We start from the raw sequence: 18,445 nt of genomic DNA on the forward strand, positions 1-18,445 counted from the left end.
TGTAGCCGCTGCCGAAGGCTGCGATGGCATGCGAAGCAGGCCCGTTTTCTTGAAGGCCCTGCGGGTCTTTTCGCAGCCTGTCGGCAGCGGCTACAGGCTAAGCGCAGCACTGTGGATGCTCTTGCTGCTCAGCGCCTGCACCAGCCTGCCACTGCCACGGCACACGCCAACCCTGGCCTTGCCCATGCAATTGCATATCCAGCGCCAGCAGGCCGATCAGCGTCAGGACTGGTTGCTAGTCATCCAGCAACAAGACACCGCGCTGCGCTGGTCACTGATGGACCCGCTGGGCATTCCACTGGCGCGCCAACTGCTGCAAGACGGCAGCTGGCACGCCGACGGGTTGCTGCCGCCCAACCCCGAAGCCCGCGAGCTGTTTGCCGCGCTGCTGTTTGCACTCACACCAGCAACGCAGCTTGCGGATAATTATCCACAGGCCAAAACGGCGCCTGACCTGCGCTTCATCAAACAACGCTGGCAAGTGCACTACCCGCAACCCGAGGTGTTTCGCATCGACATGAAGGGCGATCTGCATTACACCGTAAGCCCCCTGGAGACCGCCCCATGACGGCTTACCTCAATGCTCTGGGCGTGGTCTGCGCCCTTGGCCGTGGCGCCGATGAAGTGGCAGGCAAGCTGTTTGCCGGTGACTGCTCGGGCATGCAGCGCGCCAGCGGCTGGGTGCCCGAGCGCGCGCTGACCATCGGTGCGGTGAACGGTGAGCTGGCGGCAATCCCGGCCGAACTCCAGGCGCAAAACAGCCGCAACAACCAGTTGTTGCTCGAAGCCGCCCTGCAGATCCGCGACGCTATCGAGCAGGCCATCGCAACCTTCGGCCGCGAGCGCATCGCCATCGTGCTGGGCACCAGCACCTCGGGCATTGATGAGGCCAGCCAGGGCATTGCCCACTACCTGCAGAACCAGCAGTTCCCCGCTGACTACACCTATCAGCAACAGGAGCTAAGCGCGCCGGCCACCTTCCTGGCCGACTGGCTGGGCATCAGCGGCCCGGCCTATGTGATTTCCACCGCTTGCACCTCCAGCGCCCGCGCCCTGATGAGCGCGCAGCGGCTGCTGGACATGAACCTGTGCGACGCGGTGCTGTGCGGCGGCGTCGACACCCTCTGCAAATTGACGCTCAACGGCTTTTCGGCACTGGAAGCCGTGTCGGATGAGCGCTGCAATCCGTTTTCGGTAAACCGCCACGGCATCAATATCGGCGAAGCAGCGGTGCTCTTTGTAATGAGCCGGCAACCTGCCGCCGATCACGCCATCGCCTTGCTCGGCGCGGGGGCCAGCAGTGATGCCCACCATATTTCCGCCCCTGAACCTGGCGGGCGCGGCGCCGTTCAAGCCATGCAACAAGCCTTGAAGCGCGCGGGCCTGCAGGCGGACCAAATCGGCTATCTGAACCTGCACGGCACCGCCACCCAGCACAACGATGCCATGGAAAGCCACGCCGTGGCCCAGGTATTCCCCGAAGGGGTACCGTGTTCATCGACCAAACCCATGACCGGCCACACCCTGGGTGCGGCTGGCGCGCTGGAAGCCGCCTTCTGCTGGCTGAGCCTGAACCACGACGGTGCCTTGGCACCCCACGTCTGGGACGGCCACGGCGACCCGGCGCTGCCTGCCCTGAACTGGGTAACCCCCGGCCAGACCCTGGCCCCGACCCTACAACGCTGCCTGATGAGCAACTCGTTTGCCTTCGGCGGCAATAACGTCAGCCTGATTATCGGAGAGGCCCCATGATCGATTGGCCGCTCGCCGAACTGCTGCCCCACGCTGGCGACATGATCCTCATCGATCAGGTACTGGCGTTCGACGAAGAACAGATTCAAACCCGCCTCACCGTGCGCGCCGGCGGTTTGTTCAACCGTGAAGACGGCAGCCTGCCCGCCTGGGTGGGCGTTGAGTTGATGGCGCAAAGCGTCGCCGCCTACGCCGGTTGCCGCGCCCGCGTGCAGGGCAACCCCGTGGCCCTGGGTTTTTTGCTCGGCACGCGTAAATTTGAATGCAACGTCGAACAGTTCCCTGCGGGCACCGAGCTGCATATCCACGCTCTGCGCTCGCTGGAAGACGACAACGGCATGGGCGTGTTCGAGTGCCACCTCACCGGCCCCGGCATCCATGCCAGCGCCCGCCTGAACGTGTTCCGCCCGCCCCGGGCCGAAAACTACCTTGCCCAGACACCCCAGGAGACCCGCCATGACTGAGTCCATTTTGGTCACAGGTTCCAGCCGTGGCATTGGCCGCGCCATCGCCTTGCGCCTGGCCCAGGCCGGTTTTGATCTGGTGCTGCATTGCCGTAGCGGCCGCAGCGAAGCCGATGCCGTAATGGCCGAAGTACACGCCTTGGGCCGCAATGCCCGGGTGTTGCAATTCGACGTATCGGAGCGCGCCCAATGCAAGGCCATTCTCGAAGCCGATGTTGAGACGCACGGGGCCTATTACGGCGTAGTGCTCAACGCCGGGCTAACTCGTGACGGAGCCTTCCCGGCGCTGAGCGAAGACGACTGGGATGTGGTCATGCGCACCAACCTCGATGGTTTTTACAACGTGCTGCACCCGTTGATGATGCCGATGATCCGCCGCCGCGCGGCCGGGCGCATCGTCTGTATTACCTCGGTTTCGGGCCTGATCGGCAATCGCGGGCAGGTCAACTACAGCGCCTCCAAGGCCGGCCTGATCGGCGCGGCCAAAGCCCTGGCCATCGAGCTGGGCAAACGCAAGATCACCGTCAACTGCGTCGCGCCGGGGCTGATCGACACCGCCATGCTCGACGAAAACGTACCGGTAGAAGAACTGATGAAAATGATCCCCGCCCAACGCATGGGCACCCCGGAAGAAGTCGCGGGGGCTGTCAACTTCTTGATGTCGGCCGAAGCGGGCTATATCACCCGCCAGGTGCTGGCCGTCAACGGAGGGTTGTGCTGATGAAGCGCGTCGTCGTCACCGGCATGGCCGGCATTACTTCACTGGGCAGTGACTGGGCCAGCATCGAGGCCAATTTTGTGGCCGGACGCAGCGGTATCCGGCGCATGGACGAGTGGGACCGGTTTACCGAGCTCAACACCCGCCTGGCTGGCCCGATCGATGATTTTGCAGTGCCCGCCCACTGGACCCGCAAACAACTGCGCAGCATGGGGCGCGTCTCGCGCCTGGCCGTCGGCGCTGCAGAACAGGCCTTGCAGGACGCCGGCCTGCTCGGCAACCCGATCATCCGCGATGGCCGCATGGGCGTGGCCTGCGGCTCGTCCACCGGCAGCACCGACGAGATCAAGGCATTCGGCAACATGCTGCTCAACTCCGTGGCAGACGGCCTCAACGCCAACAGTTATGTGCGCATGATGCCCCATACCACGGCGGCCAATATCAGCATCTTCTTTGGCCTGACCGGGCGCCTGATCCCCACCTCCAGCGCCTGCACCAGCGGCAGCCAGGGCATCGGCTATGCCTATGAGTCAATCAAGTTCGGCCGCCTGCCGTTGATGCTGGCCGGTGGCGCCGAAGAACTGTGCCCCACCGAAGCGATGGTGTTCGACGCGCTATACGCCACCAGCCTGAAAAACGACGCACCGCACACCAGCCCCCGCCCCTACGACAGCGGTCGTGACGGTCTGGTGATAGGTGAAGGCGGCGGCATGCTGGTGCTTGAAGAGCTGGAGCACGCCCTGGCTCGGGGCGCCCATATCCATGCGGAGATCGTCGGTTTTGGCAGCAATGCAGACGGCCAGCACACCACCCGCCCGGAAGTCGGCACCATGCGCCGGGCGATGGAGCTGGCACTGGAAGATGCAGGCATTGGCGCAGATGCCATCGGCTATGTAAACGGCCACGGCACCGCCACCGAACAGGGCGACATTGCCGAGACCCTGGCCACCAGCGAGTTGTTCGGCAAGCACATGCCGATCAGCTCGCAGAAGAGTTTCCTGGGCCACACCCTGGGTGCCTGCGGGGCGCTGGAGTCCTGGTTCAGCATCGAGATGATGAACCGCGACCGCTATGTCCCTACGCTCAACCTCGATGAAGTCGACCCCCGCTGCGGCGAACTGGACTACCTGCGCGGCGGGTTTCGCGTCATGCATAACGATTTCGTCATGAACAACAACTTTGCCTTTGGCGGGGTCAACACATCGTTGATCTTCCGTCGTTGGTCCTGAGATTTCTGGAACCCACGCAATGACTGACCTGCTGCGCATCACCCTGATTGCCCTGGCCCTGCTGACCACCGTGTCCTGCACCAGCAAACGCATGCTGACCCCGGACCGCACGTTGCATGCCTCGATCCACAGTGACCGGGCGCAGATGCAACAAGCCATCGTAAAGGCGCTGGTCGGGCGCGGCTGGACTGTGCAAGAAATCACCCCGCAGCGGGTGCAGGCGCAGATCACCGTGCGCGAGCAATACCACGCCGAAATCGACATCCCCTACAGCGCCGACCACTACCGCATTCAGTACCGCAACAGCAGCGGCCTGGACTACAAGGACGGCAAGATCCACAAAAACTATATCCGCTGGGTACGCCTGCTCGATCGCGACATCGTGCGCGACCTCAAGGACAATCAGAACGAGCGCACGGCCAGGCAATTGTCTGAGTCAGCGCTGGTAAAACCGTTGTAACCCTGCATTTTTAATCGTCAAGGAGACTACCCCGATGCACTTCAAAACCCTGGCTGCTGCCACCGCGATACTGCTCTGCGCCCTGCCAGCCGTGAGTCAGGCCCGCGACAGCGCGTTGTACCTGCCGTTTGAACAGGTCGTGAACGAAGCCATCAGTTCCGGCAAGATCGATGGCAGCGTCAAGTTCTACCTGGCGGGCAACACCCCGGGCGGTAAAGTCACAGTGCTCAGCCCCGGTGCCGTGACCAACAAGAAAACCAATGCGTTTAACAAGACCGATTACCAGGCCTGTTCCTGGGCGCTGCAATCGGCGTTGATTACCTTGCATGAAGCGGCAAAAAAAGTCGGCGCCAATGCGGTGACTGACATCACCAGCTTCTACAAACGCAACGAACGCAAAGATCCGAAAACTTACGAGTGCCACGCCGGTGCCGTGATCGCAGGTGTCGCCTTGAAGGGTGATTTGTCGAAGGTGAATTGAAAGCCGCTGTAATGGCTTGACCCCAGACATGACAAAGGCGCCTTTCGGCGCCTTGTTCACAAACAGACGGGCTTGTCATCGCACTGTGTCTGTCCGGCTCTGCGATGGCTGGTTGCCCAGGATCCTCAGAGTCTCGCAAGCCCCTTTCGGGAACGGAGTGAGTATTACGCTCACTCCAAATTAAGGCAACCCCGCCCTTGCCCGTCCGTCACCTCATGCAAGTGCCTTACAGCCCCAAAGCGCAGCGCACTGCAGCTTTGATGGCGATAAACTCTTCTGTTTCAAGTTGTGAAACCACATAAATACGCCGGCCTTGCCTGTCCCGGGTCTTTATTCGATCGAGCCTGGCAAGACTGACCGTCGCCAACATGTCACATTTGGCCCAACACAGCGGGCGTGCTCCCTGTAGATGGCTCTGCAGTTCAAGATGATGACCCAGCAAGGACTGCGGCTCTGTCGTGCTCAAAGGAATGACCGTCACCAACTGTTTATTGGTTCGGTGTTTGCGCACAACCACAACGGGGCGCACCTTGATCATTTCAGGTACTTCATAGCCCCTGAAATCACAAATAAGCACGCTGCCTTCTTTCGGTTGATAAAGGAGAGACATTCGTCGGGCCCGGAACAAAAAAAGCAATTTTGCGCAGCTTTATTTGGAAGATTCCAAGCCTGTTGTATGACTGCGAATGTCCTGCTTTTTTGCCCCCCCTCAGGGAGAGGATCAAGGGTGCACGGTCTTGCGCGTCAGCAACTGCGCAAACGCATTCGCCATCGGCGAGTTGTTGCCCTTGCGCTGCACCAGCCACACGGCGGTATTGGCGTCCGGGTCCAGCAGCGGCCGATAGACCACACCCTTGATGCGCATATGCTGGAATGACGCCGGCAGCACCGACACCCCCAACCCCGCCGACACCAGCCCGATAATGGTCATGGCCTCACCCGCTTCCTGGGAAAAGTGCGGACTGAACCCCGCCTGTCGCGCCAGGCTGAGCAATTGCGCATATAAGCCGCTGCCATAACTGCGCGGGAAAAACACAAAGGGTTCATCGGCCAATGCCGCCAGTTGCAAGCCATCTTCGCTGCCTTCTGCCAGAGGATGGTCAGCACGGATGACCGCCACCAGCGGCTCGCGAAACAGCTCCACGGCGCTCAAGGAATCAGGCAACGCCAGCGGGCGCATGATGCCGACTTCGATGGACTCGTCCACCAACCCCTCGGCCACCTCGCGACTGCTCATTTCCTTGAGGTCCAGATGCACCGCCGGGAATGTCTGGCGAAAGGCAAAAATGGCCTGGGGGATGCTGGAGTTGAAAGGCGCCGACGAGGTAAAGCCAATCTTCAGTTCGCCCAGCTCGCCCAACTGCGCACGCCGGGCCACGTCGGCGGCCTTGTCGACCTGGGCCAGCACCCGCCGCGCCTCTTCCAGGAACAATCGTCCGGCCTCGCTAAGCGCTACCCGACGGTTGGTGCGATCGAACAAACGCGCCCCCAGTTCCTGCTCCAGTGCCTGGATCTGCTGGCTCAGCGGTGGCTGGGATATGCCCAGCACCTGCGCCGCCCGGCCAAAATGCAGCTCTTCGGCCACGGCAATGAAGTAGCGCAAATGGCGCAGTTCCATACAACCTCCATTAAGTCGTAAAACCTCTTAAACAGGTCGAATAATATATTGGAAAGAATCGTTAGCCGCCTATATTCTTTTGCCATTGCCGTTCGGCTTTACCGCACTTTGAGGTCCCCGTGAAAACTGCCGCTGCACCCCTGGCCCACGAAATCCCGCCGTCCGCGCTGGATGATGTTGTTTCCCAACTCAATGATGTGTTTATCGAGAAAGGCACGCCGATGTTTATGCGCACGGTGCTGGCCCTGTTCTCGGGTGGGTTCGCGACCTTCGCCCTGTTGTATTGCGTGCAGCCGATGATGCCGGTGTTGAGCCATGAGTACGGGATCAATGCCGCGCAAAGCAGTCTGATTTTATCCGTGGCCACGGCAATGCTGGCCATTGGTCTACTGATTACCGGGCCCATTTCTGACGCCTTCGGCCGCAAGCCGGTGATGGTGTTTGCGTTGTTTTCCGCGGCGCTGTTTACCGTGCTCAGCGCCATGATGCCAACCTGGGAAGGGGTGCTGGTAACCCGCGCGCTGGTGGGCTTGTCCCTGAGCGGTCTGGCTGCGGTAGCCATGACCTATTTGAGTGAAGAAATCCATCCGCAGCACATTGGCCTGGCGATGGGCCTGTATATCGGCGGCAACGCCATTGGCGGCATGAGCGGGCGCTTGATCAGCGGTGTATTGATCGACTTTGTCAGTTGGCACACCGCCATGCTGGTAATTGGCGTGCTGGCGCTGGTGGCCGCAGTGGTGTTTGTGAAAATCCTGCCCGAATCGCGCAACTTCCGCCCGCGCGCCATGAACCCGCGCAGCCTGCTCGACGGGTTCACCATGCACTTTCGCGATGCCGGGTTGCCGTGGTTGTTCCTGGAAGCCTTCCTGCTGATGGGCAGCTTTGTCACCCTCTTCAACTACATCGGTTATCGCCTGCTGGCTGACCCGTACAACATGAATCAGGCCGTGGTGGGCTTGCTGTCGATTGTTTATCTGTCGGGTATCTACAGCTCGGCGCAGATTGGCGCGCTGGCCGACAAGCTGGGCCGTCGTCGCGTGTTGTGGGCCGTCATTGTGCTGATGTTGGCCGGTATCGCGCTGACCCTGCTCACGCCCATCGCGTTTGTGATTATCGGCATGCTGATGTTTACGTTCGGCTTCTTCGGCGCCCACTCGGTGGCCAGTAGCTGGATCGGCCGCCGGGCCACCAGGGCCAAGGGGCAGGCGTCATCGCTGTACCTGTTCAGTTACTACGCCGGGTCGAGCGTGGCCGGCACCCTGGGTGGCGTGTTCTGGCATCTGGCGGGCTGGAACGGCATCGGCGGTTTTATCACCGGCATGCTGGTGATTGCCCTGTTGGTGGCGTTGCACCTGGCCCGCTTGCCGGTGCTGCCGGGGAATGCGAAAAACGCCTGAGCCCTGTAACAGGCACAAAAAAGCCCGGTTCTTGTGAGAGAACCGGGCTTTTTTAATGCGGAAAGCTTACTGGTGATACTGCCCCGAGAACTCATGAACCGCGCTGATAAAGGCGCCGGCGTGCTCCGGTTTCACTTCCGGGGTAATGCCGTGACCCAGGTTGAACACATGGCCCGAACCGTTGCCGTAGCTGGCCAGGATGCGCTTGACCTCAGTGCGGATCGCCTCCGGGTTGGCGTACAGCACCGTCGGGTCCATGTTGCCTTGCAGCGCAACCTTGTTGCCCACACGCTTGCGGGCTTCGCCCAGGTCGCAGGTCCAGTCCAGGCCCAGCGCGTCTGCGCCAGCATCGGCGATGCTTTCCAGCCACAGGCCACCATTTTTGGTGAACAGGATGACCGGTACCTTGCGGCCTTCGTGTTCGCGGATCAGGCCGCTAACGATTTTGCGCATATAGGCCAGGGAAAACTCCTGATACGCCGCAGCCGACAGGTTGCCACCCCAGGTGTCGAAGATCTGCACAGCTTGTGCGCCCGCCAGGATCTGGCCATTGAGGTAGGAGGTCACCGACTGCGCCAGCTTGTCTAGCAGCAGGTGCATGGCCTGCGGGGTGTCGTAGAGCATGGCCTTGGTTTTGCGGAAGTCCTTGGACGAGCCGCCTTCAACCATATAAGTGGCCAGCGTCCACGGGCTGCCGGAGAAGCCGATCAATGGCACACGGCCATTTAGCTCCTTGCGGATGGTGCTGACAGCATTCATCACGTAGCCGAGGTCTTTTTGCGGATCGGGAATCGGCAACGCTTCGATGTCGGCCAGGGTGCTGACAACCTTTTTAAAGCGCGGGCCTTCACCGGTCTCGAAATACAGGCCCTGGCCCATCGCATCGGGGATGGTCAGGATATCGGAAAACAGGATCGCCGCATCCAGCTGCGGGAAGCGGTCCAGAGGCTGCATGGTGACTTCACATGCGAATTCGGCGTTCTTGCACAGGCTCATGAAATCGCCGGCCTTGGCACGGCTGGCGCGGTATTCCGGCAGGTAGCGACCGGCCTGACGCATCATCCAGACAGGCGTTACGTCTACAGGTTGCTTGAGCAAAGCGCGAAGGAAACGGTCATTCTTGAGAACAGTCATGTCAGCATCCGGAAAAAAAGTGGGGGCATTTTCTCAGAGACGGACGCAAAAGGCACGGCAAGTGCCGTGCCTTTTATCTATCGGGTCGATTTGCAGCGGTTTAACGGCTTATTTGGCAACACCGCGAAACAACTGTGGGAGCGGGCTTGCTCGCGATAAGGGCTTCACATTCAGCATCTGCACTGAATGGTCTGTCGCTATCGCGAGCAAGCCCGCTCCCACATTTTGATCTCATTCCCATTCGGGAAAGTGATCAGACACCCAGGTAATCCATGATCCCTTCCGCCGCGGTGCGGCCTTCGAAGATCGCGGTCACCACCAGGTCAGAACCGCGCACCATGTCACCACCGGCAAAAATCTTCGGATGGCTGGTCTGGTGCTTGTACTGCGATTGCTCGGGGGCAATCACACGGCCCTGGCTGTCAGTCTGGATCTCAAACTGCTCGAACCACGACGCCGGGCTTGGACGGAAACCAAACGCGATAATCACGGCGTCTGCCGGGATGATCTCTTCTGAACCCGGAATCGGCTCGGGGCTACGACGGCCACGGGCATCCGGCTCGCCAAGACGGGTTTCGACCACCTTCACGCCTTCAACCTTGCCTTCACCGACAATGGCAATCGGCTGACGGTTGTAGAGGAATTTCACGCCTTCTTCCTTGGCGTTCTTCACCTCTTTGCGCGAACCCGGCATGTTGGCCTCGTCACGACGATAGGCACAGGTCACCGACTTGGCGCCCTGGCGAATCGAGGTACGGTTGCAGTCCATCGCCGTGTCACCACCGCCAAGCACCACAATCTTTTTGCCTTTCATGTCGACGAAATCTTCCGGCGACTTCTCAAAGCCCAGGTTGCGGTTGACGTTGGCGATCAGGAAATCCAGGGCGTCATGCACGCCCGGCAGGTCTTCACCGGCAAAACCACCTTTCATGTAGGTGTAGGTGCCCATGCCCATGAACACGGCGTCGTATTCGGCCAGCAGCTGTTCCATGCTGATGTCCTTGCCGATTTCGGTATTGAGACGAAACTCGATACCCATGCCGGTAAACACTTCGCGACGGTGGCTCAGTACGGTTTTTTCCAGCTTGAACTCCGGGATGCCGAAGGTCAGCAGACCGCCGATTTCCGGGTTCTTGTCGAACACCACCGGGGTCACACCGCCACGCACCAGCACATCGGCACAACCCAGGCCCGCAGGCCCGGCACCGATAATGGCCACACGCTTGCCGGTGGGCACGACCTTGGACATGTCCGGGCGCCAGCCCATCGCGAACGCCGTGTCGGTGATGTACTTCTCCACCGAACCGATGGTCACTGCGCCAAAACCGTCGTTGAGGGTGCAGGCACCCTCGCACAGGCGGTCCTGCGGGCACACCCGCCCGCATACCTCAGGCAGGGTGTTGGTCTGGTGCGACAGCTCGGCGGCCGCGAGGATGTTGCCCTCGGCCACCAGCTTGAGCCAGTTGGGAATGAAGTTATGCACAGGGCATTTCCATTCACAGTACGGGTTGCCGCAACCCAGGCAGCGGTGGGCCTGCTCGGCCGACTGCTGGGGTTTGAAGGGTTCGTAGATTTCCACGAACTCTTTTTTGCGTTGACGTAACAGTTTCTTCTTCGGATCTTTGCGCCCGACATCGATGAACTGGAAGTCGTTACTCAGACGTTCAGCCATGGTTAAAACCTCATCAAACTTTTCAGGCGCATATCACTGCGGGTTGGCACGGATGCTGGAAAGCAACGATTTCAAGCTGGCAGCCTTGGGCTTGACCATCCAGAAACGACGCAGGTAATCATCGAGGTTTTCCGAGAGGTTGCGACCCCACTCGCTGTTGGTTTCCTCAACGTATTCGTCCAGCACGTGTTGCAGGTGATTACGGTAAGCCTCCATCGCTTCGCCACTGATCCGCTGGATTTCCACCAGCTCGTGGTTAACCTTGTCGACGAAGGTGTTGTCCTGATCCAGCACGTAGGCGAAACCGCCGGTCATGCCCGAGCCGAAGTTGTAACCGGTTTTACCCAGCACGCAGACAAAACCGCCGGTCATATATTCGCAGCAGTGATCGCCTGTGCCTTCCACCACGGTGTGGGCACCGGAGTTACGCACGGCGAAACGCTCGCCCGCCGTGCCCGCTGCGAACAGCTTGCCGCCGGTGGCGCCATACAGGCAGGTGTTGCCGACAATCGCGCTGTCCTGGGTTTTGTAGACGCTGCCTGCAGGCGGGACAATGACCAGCTTGCCGCCGGTCATGCCTTTGCCTACGTAATCGTTGGCATCGCCTTGCAGGTACATGTGCAAACCACCGGCGTTCCACACACCAAAGCTCTGACCGGCAGTGCCTTTGAAGCGGAAGGTGATCGGTGCCTTGGCCATGCCCTGGTTGCCGTGGGTACGGGCGATCTCACCCGATATACGAGCACCGATCGAACGGTCGCAGTTGCAGATATCGAGGTCGAACTCGGCACCGCTCATGTCGTTGATCGCCGGGCGCGCCATGTCGAGCATCTGCTCGGCCAGCAGGCCCTTGTCGAACGGCGGGTTGCGGTCGACCTGGCAGAATTGCGGCTTGTCGGCCGGGATATGGTCGCTGCCCAACAGTGGCGTGAGGTCCAGGTTGTGCTGCTTGGCGGTTTCGCCCTGGAGGATTTCCAGCAGGTCGGTACGCCCGATCAGCTCTTCCAGGGTGCGCACGCCCAGCTTGGCCAGCCATTCACGGGTTTCTTCGGCCACATAGGTGAAGAAGTTGACCACCATGTCGACAGTGCCGATGTAATGGTTTTTACGCAGCGATTCGTTTTGCGTCGCAACGCCGGTGGCGCAGTTGTTGAGGTGGCAAATACGCAGGTATTTGCAGCCCAGTGCGATCATTGGCGCGGTGCCGAAGCCGAAGCTTTCAGCGCCCAGGATCGCCGCCTTGATCACGTCGAGGCCGGTTTTCAGGCCACCGTCGGTTTGCACCCGCACTTTGCCGCGCAGGTCATTGCCGCGCAGGGTCTGATGGGTTTCAGCCAGGCCCAGCTCCCACGGTGCACCTGCGTACTTGATGGAGGTCAGCGGCGATGCGCCGGTGCCGCCGTCATAGCCGGAGATGGTGATCAGGTCGGCATAGGCCTTGGCCACGCCTGCGGCGATGGTGCCTACGCCCGCTTCTGCTACCAGCTTCACCGATACCAACGCTTTCGGGTTGACTTGTTTCAGGTCAAAGATCAGCTGCGACAAGTCTTCGATGGAATAGATGTCGTGGTGCGGCGGTGGCGAAATCAGGGTCACACCCGGCACGGCGTAGCGCAGTTTGGCGATCAGGCCGTTGACCTTGCCGCCCGGCAGTTGCCCGCCCTCGCCCGGCTTGGCGCCTTGCGCAACCTTGATTTGCAGCACTTCGGCGTTGACCAGGTATTCCGGTGTCACACCAAAACGGCCAGTGGCCACTTGCTTGATCTTCGAGCTGCGGATAGTGCCGTAACGCGCCGGGTCTTCGCCGCCTTCACCGGAGTTGGAGCGTGCGCCCAAGCGGTTCATGGCTTCGGCCAGGGCTTCGTGAGCCTCGGGCGACAAGGCGCCAAGGGAAATACCGGCCGAGTCGAAACGCTTGAGGATCGAGTCCAGCGGTTCGATATCGTCGATCGACAGCGGGGTATCGAGGGTCTTGACCTTGAACAGGTCGCGGATCATCGACACCGGGCGCTTGTCCACCAGTGCTGTGTATTCCTTGAACTTGCTGTAGTCGCCCTGTTGCACGGCAGCTTGCAGGGTGGCCACTACATCCGGGTTGTAGGCGTGGTACTCGCCACCGTGTACATACTTGAGCAGGCCGCCTTGCTGGATCGGCTTGCGCGCACTCCAGGCTTCGGCCGCCAGCAGCTTTTGCTCGGCTTCAAGGTCGACGAAACGCGCGCCCTTGATGCGGCTTGGCACGCCACGGAAGCTCAGTTCACAAATTTCTTCGGACAGGCCGATGGCTTCGAACAGCTGCGCACCACGGTACGAGGCAATGGTCGAGATACCCATTTTCGACAGGATCTTGAGCAGACCCTTGGTGATGCCTTTGCGGTAGTTCTTGAACACCTCATAGAGGTCGCCCAGCACTTCACCGGTACGGATCAAGTCACCCAGCACTTCGTAAGCCAGGAACGGATAGACCGCCGAGGCACCGAAGCCGATCAACACCGCAAAGTGATGCGGGTCACGGGCAGTCGCGGTTTCGACCAGGATGTTGCTGTCGCAACGCAGGCCTTTTTCGGTCAGGCGATGATGCACGGCGCCCACAGCCAAAGAGGCGTGAACCGGCAACTTGCCCGGCGCGATATGACGGTCGCTCAGCACGATCTGGGTGCGACCGGCGCGTGCGGCTTCTTCGGCCTGATCGGCGATATTGCGCACGGCCGCTTCCAGGCCGACGCTCTCGTCGTAGTTGAGGTCGATGATCTGACGCTCAAAGCCCGGCAGGTCGAGGTTCATCAGCGAACGCCACTTGGCAGGCGAAATCACCGGCGAACTGAGGATCACACGGGAAGCGTGCTCAGGGGATTCCTGGAAGATGTTGCGCTCGGCACCGAGGCAGATTTCCAGGGACATGACGATAGCTTCACGCAGCGGGTCGATCGGCGGGTTGGTGACCTGCGCGAACTGCTGGCGGAAGTAGTCGTATGGCGTGCGAACACGTTGCGACAGCACGGCCATTGGCGTGTCATCACCCATCGAACCTACGGCTTCGTAGCCTTGCTCGCCCAGCGGGCGCAGCACCTGGTCGCGCTCTTCGAACGTGACCTGGTACATCTTCATGTATTGCTTGAGCTGATCGACGTCGTAAAACGCGGAGCCGTGGTCGTTGTCTTCCATCGTCGCCTGAATACGCAGGGCATTCTTGCGCAGCCACTGTTTGTACGGGTGGCGCGACTTGAGGCGGTTGTCGATGGAGTCGGTGTCCAGCACCTGGCCGGTTTCGGTGTCCACGGCCAGGATCTGACCCGGGCCGACACGGCCTTTGGCGATCACGTCTTCAGGCTTGTAGTCCCATACGCCGATTTCCGAGGCAATAGTGATATAGCCGTTGGTGGTGGTCACCCAGCGCGCAGGGCGCAGACCGTTGCGGTCGAGCAGGCAGACCGCGTAGCGACCATCGGTCATGACCACGCCCGCCGGACCGTCCCACGGCTCCATGTGCATGGAGTTGTACTCATAGAACGCCCGCAGGTCGGGGTCCATGGTTTCAACGTTCTGCCATGCCGGTGGAATCAGCATGCGCACGCCACGGAACAGGTCGATGCCGCCGGTAACCATCAGCTCGAGCATGTTGTCCATGCTGGAGGAGTCGGAGCCTACGCGGTTGACCAGCGGGCCGAGTTCGTCGAGGTCGCCGATCAGATCGTTGGCAAACTTGGTGCGACGGGCCTGGGCCCAGTTGCGGTTGCCGGTAATGGTATTGATCTCGCCGTTGTGGGCGAGAAAGCGGAATGGCTGGGCCAGCGGCCATTTCGGCAGGGTATTGGTCGAGAAGCGCTGGTGGAACACGCAGATCGCGGTTTGCAGGCGCTCATCACTCAGGTCCGGATAGAAGGCGGTGAGGTCCGCCGGCATCATCAGGCCTTTATAAATGATGGTCTTGTGGGAAAAGCTGCAGATGTAGTGATCGCTGTCAGCGGCGTTGCTCACCGACGAGCGGCGGCGGGCGCTGAACAACTTGATCGCCATGTCCTGATCGCTCAGGCCGTCACCGGCGATAAACACTTGCTCGATCTGCGGCAAACGCTCCAGCGCCAGGCGACCCAGCACGCTGGTATCGATCGGCACCTTGCGCCAGCCCACCAGTTGTAGGCCGGCGGCGAGGATTTCGCGATTCATGTTGCTGCGGGCCGCTTCGGCCTTGATCGGGTCCTGGTTGAAAAACACCATGCCGACCGCGTATTGCTTGGGCAAATCGGTACCGAACTGTTCCTTGGCGGTTGCACGCAGGAACAGGTCAGGCTTTTGAATCAGCAGGCCACAACCGTCACCGGTCTTGCCGTCTGCGTTGATCCCACCGCGGTGGGTCATGCAGGTCAGGGCTTCAATGGCGGTTTGCAGAAGAGTATGACTGGGCTCGCCCTGCATATGGGCAATCAGGCCGAAACCACAGTTATCCTTGAATTCATCGGGGTGGTACAGACCTGCTTTCATAGACACTTTCTCACCAGGCTGCCCCAAAAAGGGGCAAATTTCTTTTAATTCAACCACTTGCTTCCCGCGCTGAACGTACGCCAGCTTGGCAGGGGCAAAAGGGTGGTCATTCTACACACCGTCACAAAGACCCACAAATTTAGCGGCGATTAACCGTAAGTTCGTGTCGCATTTATGAAAGGTTTAAAGCGATTGCTCGTGCTAGTCAAAACATTTTTGATGTCGACTGCAGCGCGGCGCAGACACCACAAGGCACACGTCTTGGAAAGCAGGTATGCACAAGCAGGGATTTGATGTGCTAGAACGGCGACCTGGGTAAGGTCGCCGGATCATCAGCGAGCTGTAGCCAGCTCTTTTTGAACGCTGGCGACAGTGCGAGGCCAAGGTTTACCAGCCTGCGTCTTCGCTGGCAAGTTCTTGATTGCTGCAGTGGCCGCAGCATGGCTTGGGAAGTTGCCATAGGTGACGACGTACAGTGGCTTGCCATTCAAGGTTTTCTTGAAGTAACGAGCGTCGCCGCCCAGTTCTTTGGCGACATTTTGCGCAGACGCTTCAGAGCTGGTGCCGACGATCTGCACGACATAGTTGTTGGCAGGCTGGCTGCTGTACCAGCTACCGCCCGGTGCGGCCTTGGCCAGGGTGACCGGTTTCTCGGCCGGCTTGGCCACAGGCTTGGCTGCCGGGGCCGGAGCAGGCTTGGCAACCGGTGCTGGGGCTGGTTTGGCCGTGGCTACGGTCGGCGCCGGTGTCGGGCGCGGCGTGGCTACAGGCGCCGGGCCGGCAGGTACGCCGACCGGTGGCGCAGTAGTGGTGACGGTCGGTGGCGAAGCGACACCGCCGTCGACCGCAGGCACGCCGCCATCGTCGCCCTCAGCGATACCACCGGCGGCTTCAGCCAGCGGGCCACGCATGACCGGCTGCGATTGCCCAACCAGCGGCAACGGCATCGGCTGCGAAGAGCCGGCGAAATCAACCGAAGGCTGGGCACCGCTGTTCGGCGCGGCCTGACCCAATTGTGTCTGTTCAGTACCCGGCGCCGTTGGCGCCTTGCTGCGACCCGGAATCAGAACGGCAGCAGCGACGGCCACTACCACTACTGCACCAATGGCCAATACGTGTTTCTTCGGCATCTTGAACCCCATACTTGGACGCTTGACCGCTGAGCGGCTGGCAATCATGGCTTCGATCATTGCATCGCGGGCGACCTGGTTGATAATCCCGGGCCAGCCTTCGGAGCTCTCGTGTATATCTGAGATCTGCTGCGCGCTAAAGAGTTCGATCCCGCGCCCGGCACCTTCAAGACGCTGGGCCAGGTACTCGCGGGTTTCTTCGAGGTCATAGGGCTGCAGGTCGATGACATGGAAGCGCTCTTCATCAGCGCTCAGTTCCTCAAGACCGGCAATCATCGACGGCTCACCGAACAGGAACACATGCGGACGGCCTTCCGGCGTGCCCGCAGCCAGCGCCAGCAGGGCTTGCAGCGCAGACTCATCGAGCTGCTCGGCATCATCGACCAGCAGGTAGACTTCCTGCCCGGTCAGTGCCAGTTGCACCACTTGCGCCAGGATGGAGCCTACGTCTGCACGGGCAACGTTCAGGGTTTGCGCCACTTGCTGCAGGATGCCGGCAGCATTGCCGGCCCCGCGCGCCGAAACCACGACACTTTGCACCGACTGCTTGTTGGTGCTCGCCACCAATGCCTGGCGCAGCAAGGTTTTACCGCTGCCCTCAGGCCCGGTGACCACCAGCAGCAGCTGGCTGTAGCGGGCAAGGTGATGCAACTGCCCCAGCACCGGCTTGCGCTGCGCCGGAAAAAACTTGAAGCCCGGAACCCGTGGGGCAAAGGGGTCGTGGTTGAGCTGGAAGTGACCGAGGAACGCCTCGTCGGCATGCAAACTAGTCATCGGGATCTTATTAACCTTTAAGCTGAGCCAGCGCGCGGTAATCCGCACCCAGCGTGGCTTGTAGAACCTCTTGTGGATAATCGTCAGTCACTGTGGCTTCGCCCATGCGGCGCAACAGCACCAGGCGCATACGACCGTCGATCACTTTTTTATCTACTGCCATGTGTTGCATGAAGTCGGCCGGGGTCATTTCGCTGGGCGGCACTACTGGCAAGCCGGCGCGCTGAAAAATGCGAATACCGCGATCACGCTCCGCATGGCTGATCCAGCCCAGACGAGCGGACATTTCCAGCGCCATCACGGTGCCTGCAGCGACGGCCTCGCCATGCAGCCACACGCCATAGCCCATATGGGTCTCGATGGCATGGCCAAAGGTGTGCCCCAGGTTGAGCGTGGCACGCACGCCCGACTCGCGCTCATCGGCGCCGACCACTTCGGCCTTGGCCGCACACGAACGCTGGATCGCTGCCGTCAGGGCAGTCTGGTCCAGGGAGCGCAAGGCATCCATGTTGTCTTCAAGCCAGGTCAGGAACGGCTCGTCGCAAATCAGGCCGTACTTGATGACTTCGGCCAGCCCTGCGGACAGTTCGCGGGCCGGCAGGGTGTTGAGGGTCTGGGTGTCGATCAGCACCAGGTTGGGCTGGTAGAACGCACCGATCATGTTCTTGCCCAGCGGATGGTTGATGCCGGTTTTGCCGCCCACCGACGAATCGACCTGGGACAGCAAAGTGGTCGGCACCTGGATAAAGTCGACACCACGCTGGTAACAAGCCGCTGCAAAACCGGCCATATCGCCGACAACGCCGCCGCCCAAGGCAATCACGGTAGTGCGTCGGTCATGACGGGCAGTGAGCAGGCCATCGAAAATCAGCTGCAGGGTTTCCCAGTTTTTGAACGACTCGCCATCGGGCAGGATGATCGGCAATACCGAGAACTGCGCAAGGCTACGGGTCAAGCGTTCAAGATAGAGTGGCGCGACCGTGGTGTTAGTCACAATTGCCACCTGGCGACCGGCGATGTGCGGAGCCAGCAACTGCGGCTGATCCAACAAACCTTCGCCAATATGAATCGGGTAGCTACGCTCGCCTAGATCAACCTTCACTGTCTGCATGAATCCCCGCGTTGAAGCAC

The 18,445-nt window shown here is 60.6% G+C and carries 15 protein-coding genes; 8 read left to right on the top strand and 7 right to left on the bottom strand.

The window, feature by feature from the left end; genetic code table 11:
* Positions 1-115 precede the first annotated feature (115 nt).
* From AB3G35_RS01245 to AB3G35_RS01275, 7 genes are read left to right on the top strand one after another with little or no spacing between them, the layout of a single operon-like run.
* Positions 116-568 (top strand): DUF3261 domain-containing protein, encoded by a 453-nt coding sequence (locus tag AB3G35_RS01245; RefSeq protein ID WP_086799696.1) that lies wholly within the window; start codon positions 116-118, stop codon positions 566-568.
* The gene (locus AB3G35_RS01250; protein ID WP_369782245.1) at positions 565-1,752 is read left to right on the top strand and encodes a beta-ketoacyl-[acyl-carrier-protein] synthase family protein; all 1,188 of its coding nucleotides are present in this window, start codon (positions 565-567) and stop codon (positions 1,750-1,752) included. Before AB3G35_RS01245 ends, AB3G35_RS01250 begins: the two co-directional genes overlap by 4 nt.
* Positions 1,749-2,216: a 3-hydroxylacyl-ACP dehydratase gene (locus AB3G35_RS01255; protein WP_369782246.1), complete on the top strand. Its 468-nt coding sequence runs from the start codon at positions 1,749-1,751 to the stop codon at positions 2,214-2,216. The genes AB3G35_RS01250 and AB3G35_RS01255 overlap by 4 nt, the downstream gene beginning before the upstream one ends.
* Positions 2,209-2,937 (top strand): 3-oxoacyl-ACP reductase FabG, encoded by a 729-nt coding sequence (gene fabG, locus AB3G35_RS01260; RefSeq protein WP_369782247.1) that lies wholly within the window; start codon positions 2,209-2,211, stop codon positions 2,935-2,937. The genes AB3G35_RS01255 and fabG overlap by 8 nt, the downstream gene beginning before the upstream one ends.
* The gene (locus AB3G35_RS01265; protein WP_106115488.1) at positions 2,937-4,163 is read left to right on the top strand and encodes a beta-ketoacyl-ACP synthase; all 1,227 of its coding nucleotides are present in this window, start codon (positions 2,937-2,939) and stop codon (positions 4,161-4,163) included. Before fabG ends, AB3G35_RS01265 begins: the two co-directional genes overlap by 1 nt.
* A gap of 19 nt (positions 4,164-4,182) precedes the next feature.
* Complete coding sequence (locus tag AB3G35_RS01270) at positions 4,183-4,623, top strand: hypothetical protein (protein WP_106115489.1); 441 nt, start codon at positions 4,183-4,185, stop codon at positions 4,621-4,623.
* 34 nt (positions 4,624-4,657) lie between these two features.
* The gene (locus AB3G35_RS01275; protein WP_134050863.1) at positions 4,658-5,104 is read left to right on the top strand and encodes an excinuclease; all 447 of its coding nucleotides are present in this window, start codon (positions 4,658-4,660) and stop codon (positions 5,102-5,104) included.
* Positions 5,105-5,330: 226 nt separating this feature from the next.
* Here the strand turns inward: AB3G35_RS01275 and AB3G35_RS01280 are convergent, their stop codons facing one another.
* Both AB3G35_RS01280 and AB3G35_RS01285 read right to left on the bottom strand, forming a co-directional pair.
* On the bottom strand, positions 5,331-5,714 hold the full coding sequence (locus tag AB3G35_RS01280; protein ID WP_086799203.1) for a type II toxin-antitoxin system PemK/MazF family toxin: 384 nt from the start codon (positions 5,712-5,714) through the stop codon (positions 5,331-5,333).
* Positions 5,715-5,825: 111 nt separating this feature from the next.
* Complete coding sequence (locus tag AB3G35_RS01285; protein WP_106115491.1) at positions 5,826-6,722, bottom strand: LysR family transcriptional regulator; 897 nt, start codon at positions 6,720-6,722, stop codon at positions 5,826-5,828.
* Positions 6,723-6,943: 221 nt separating this feature from the next.
* Between AB3G35_RS01285 and AB3G35_RS01290 the strand changes: the two genes are divergently transcribed.
* Positions 6,944-8,122 carry an MFS transporter gene (locus AB3G35_RS01290; protein WP_369782714.1) on the top strand — a complete coding sequence of 393 codons (1,179 nt, stop codon included), beginning with the start codon at positions 6,944-6,946 and terminating at the stop codon, positions 8,120-8,122.
* A 66-nt stretch (positions 8,123-8,188) separates the two neighbouring features.
* Here the strand turns inward: AB3G35_RS01290 and hemE are convergent, their stop codons facing one another.
* The 5 genes from hemE to aroB all read right to left on the bottom strand — a co-directional run bounded on the left by hemE (position 8,189) and on the right by aroB (position 18,425).
* On the bottom strand, positions 8,189-9,256 hold the full coding sequence (hemE, locus tag AB3G35_RS01295) for a uroporphyrinogen decarboxylase (RefSeq protein WP_016783195.1): 1,068 nt from the start codon (positions 9,254-9,256) through the stop codon (positions 8,189-8,191).
* Between the two features lie 253 nt (positions 9,257-9,509).
* A complete protein-coding gene (locus AB3G35_RS01300; protein ID WP_016783194.1) occupies positions 9,510-10,928 on the bottom strand; it encodes an FAD-dependent oxidoreductase in 1,419 nt (472 codons plus the stop codon).
* Positions 10,929-10,961: 33 nt separating this feature from the next.
* Positions 10,962-15,410 (bottom strand): glutamate synthase large subunit, encoded by a 4,449-nt coding sequence (gltB, locus tag AB3G35_RS01305; protein WP_134050860.1) that lies wholly within the window; start codon positions 15,408-15,410, stop codon positions 10,962-10,964.
* Positions 15,411-15,742: 332 nt separating this feature from the next.
* Complete coding sequence (locus AB3G35_RS01310; RefSeq protein ID WP_016783192.1) at positions 15,743-17,314, bottom strand: AAA family ATPase; 1,572 nt, start codon at positions 17,312-17,314, stop codon at positions 15,743-15,745.
* A gap of 10 nt (positions 17,315-17,324) precedes the next feature.
* Positions 17,325-18,425, bottom strand: a complete 1,101-nt coding sequence (aroB, locus tag AB3G35_RS01315) for a 3-dehydroquinate synthase (protein WP_016783191.1) — start codon at positions 18,423-18,425, stop codon at positions 17,325-17,327.
* Positions 18,426-18,445 lie beyond the last annotated feature (20 nt).

Origin of the sequence: Pseudomonas sp. WC2401 (assembly GCF_041200115.1) — a bacterium.
Taxonomy (GTDB): Bacteria; Pseudomonadota; Gammaproteobacteria; order Pseudomonadales; family Pseudomonadaceae; genus Aquipseudomonas; species Aquipseudomonas fragi.

Bases quoted from the DNA above. Each gene is read 5' to 3' on its own strand.
- AB3G35_RS01245 (WP_086799696.1), top strand. From the start codon at position 116: ATGCTCTTGCTGCTCAGCGCCTGCACCAGCCTGCCACTGCCACGGCAC.
- AB3G35_RS01250 (WP_369782245.1), top strand. From the start codon at position 565: ATGACGGCTTACCTCAATGCTCTGGGCGTGGTCTGCGCCCTTGGCCGT.
- AB3G35_RS01255 (WP_369782246.1), top strand. From the start codon at position 1,749: ATGATCGATTGGCCGCTCGCCGAACTGCTGCCCCACGCTGGCGACATG.
- fabG (WP_369782247.1), top strand. From the start codon at position 2,209: ATGACTGAGTCCATTTTGGTCACAGGTTCCAGCCGTGGCATTGGCCGC.
- AB3G35_RS01265 (WP_106115488.1), top strand. From the start codon at position 2,937: ATGAAGCGCGTCGTCGTCACCGGCATGGCCGGCATTACTTCACTGGGC.
- AB3G35_RS01270 (WP_106115489.1), top strand. From the start codon at position 4,183: ATGACTGACCTGCTGCGCATCACCCTGATTGCCCTGGCCCTGCTGACC.
- AB3G35_RS01275 (WP_134050863.1), top strand. From the start codon at position 4,658: ATGCACTTCAAAACCCTGGCTGCTGCCACCGCGATACTGCTCTGCGCC.
- AB3G35_RS01280 (WP_086799203.1), bottom strand. From the start codon at position 5,714: ATGTCTCTCCTTTATCAACCGAAAGAAGGCAGCGTGCTTATTTGTGAT.
- AB3G35_RS01285 (WP_106115491.1), bottom strand. From the start codon at position 6,722: ATGGAACTGCGCCATTTGCGCTACTTCATTGCCGTGGCCGAAGAGCTG.
- AB3G35_RS01290 (WP_369782714.1), top strand. From the start codon at position 6,944: ATGTTTATGCGCACGGTGCTGGCCCTGTTCTCGGGTGGGTTCGCGACC.
- hemE (WP_016783195.1), bottom strand. From the start codon at position 9,256: ATGACTGTTCTCAAGAATGACCGTTTCCTTCGCGCTTTGCTCAAGCAA.
- AB3G35_RS01300 (WP_016783194.1), bottom strand. From the start codon at position 10,928: ATGGCTGAACGTCTGAGTAACGACTTCCAGTTCATCGATGTCGGGCGC.
- gltB (WP_134050860.1), bottom strand. From the start codon at position 15,410: ATGAAAGCAGGTCTGTACCACCCCGATGAATTCAAGGATAACTGTGGT.
- AB3G35_RS01310 (WP_016783192.1), bottom strand. From the start codon at position 17,314: ATGACTAGTTTGCATGCCGACGAGGCGTTCCTCGGTCACTTCCAGCTC.
- aroB (WP_016783191.1), bottom strand. From the start codon at position 18,425: ATGCAGACAGTGAAGGTTGATCTAGGCGAGCGTAGCTACCCGATTCAT.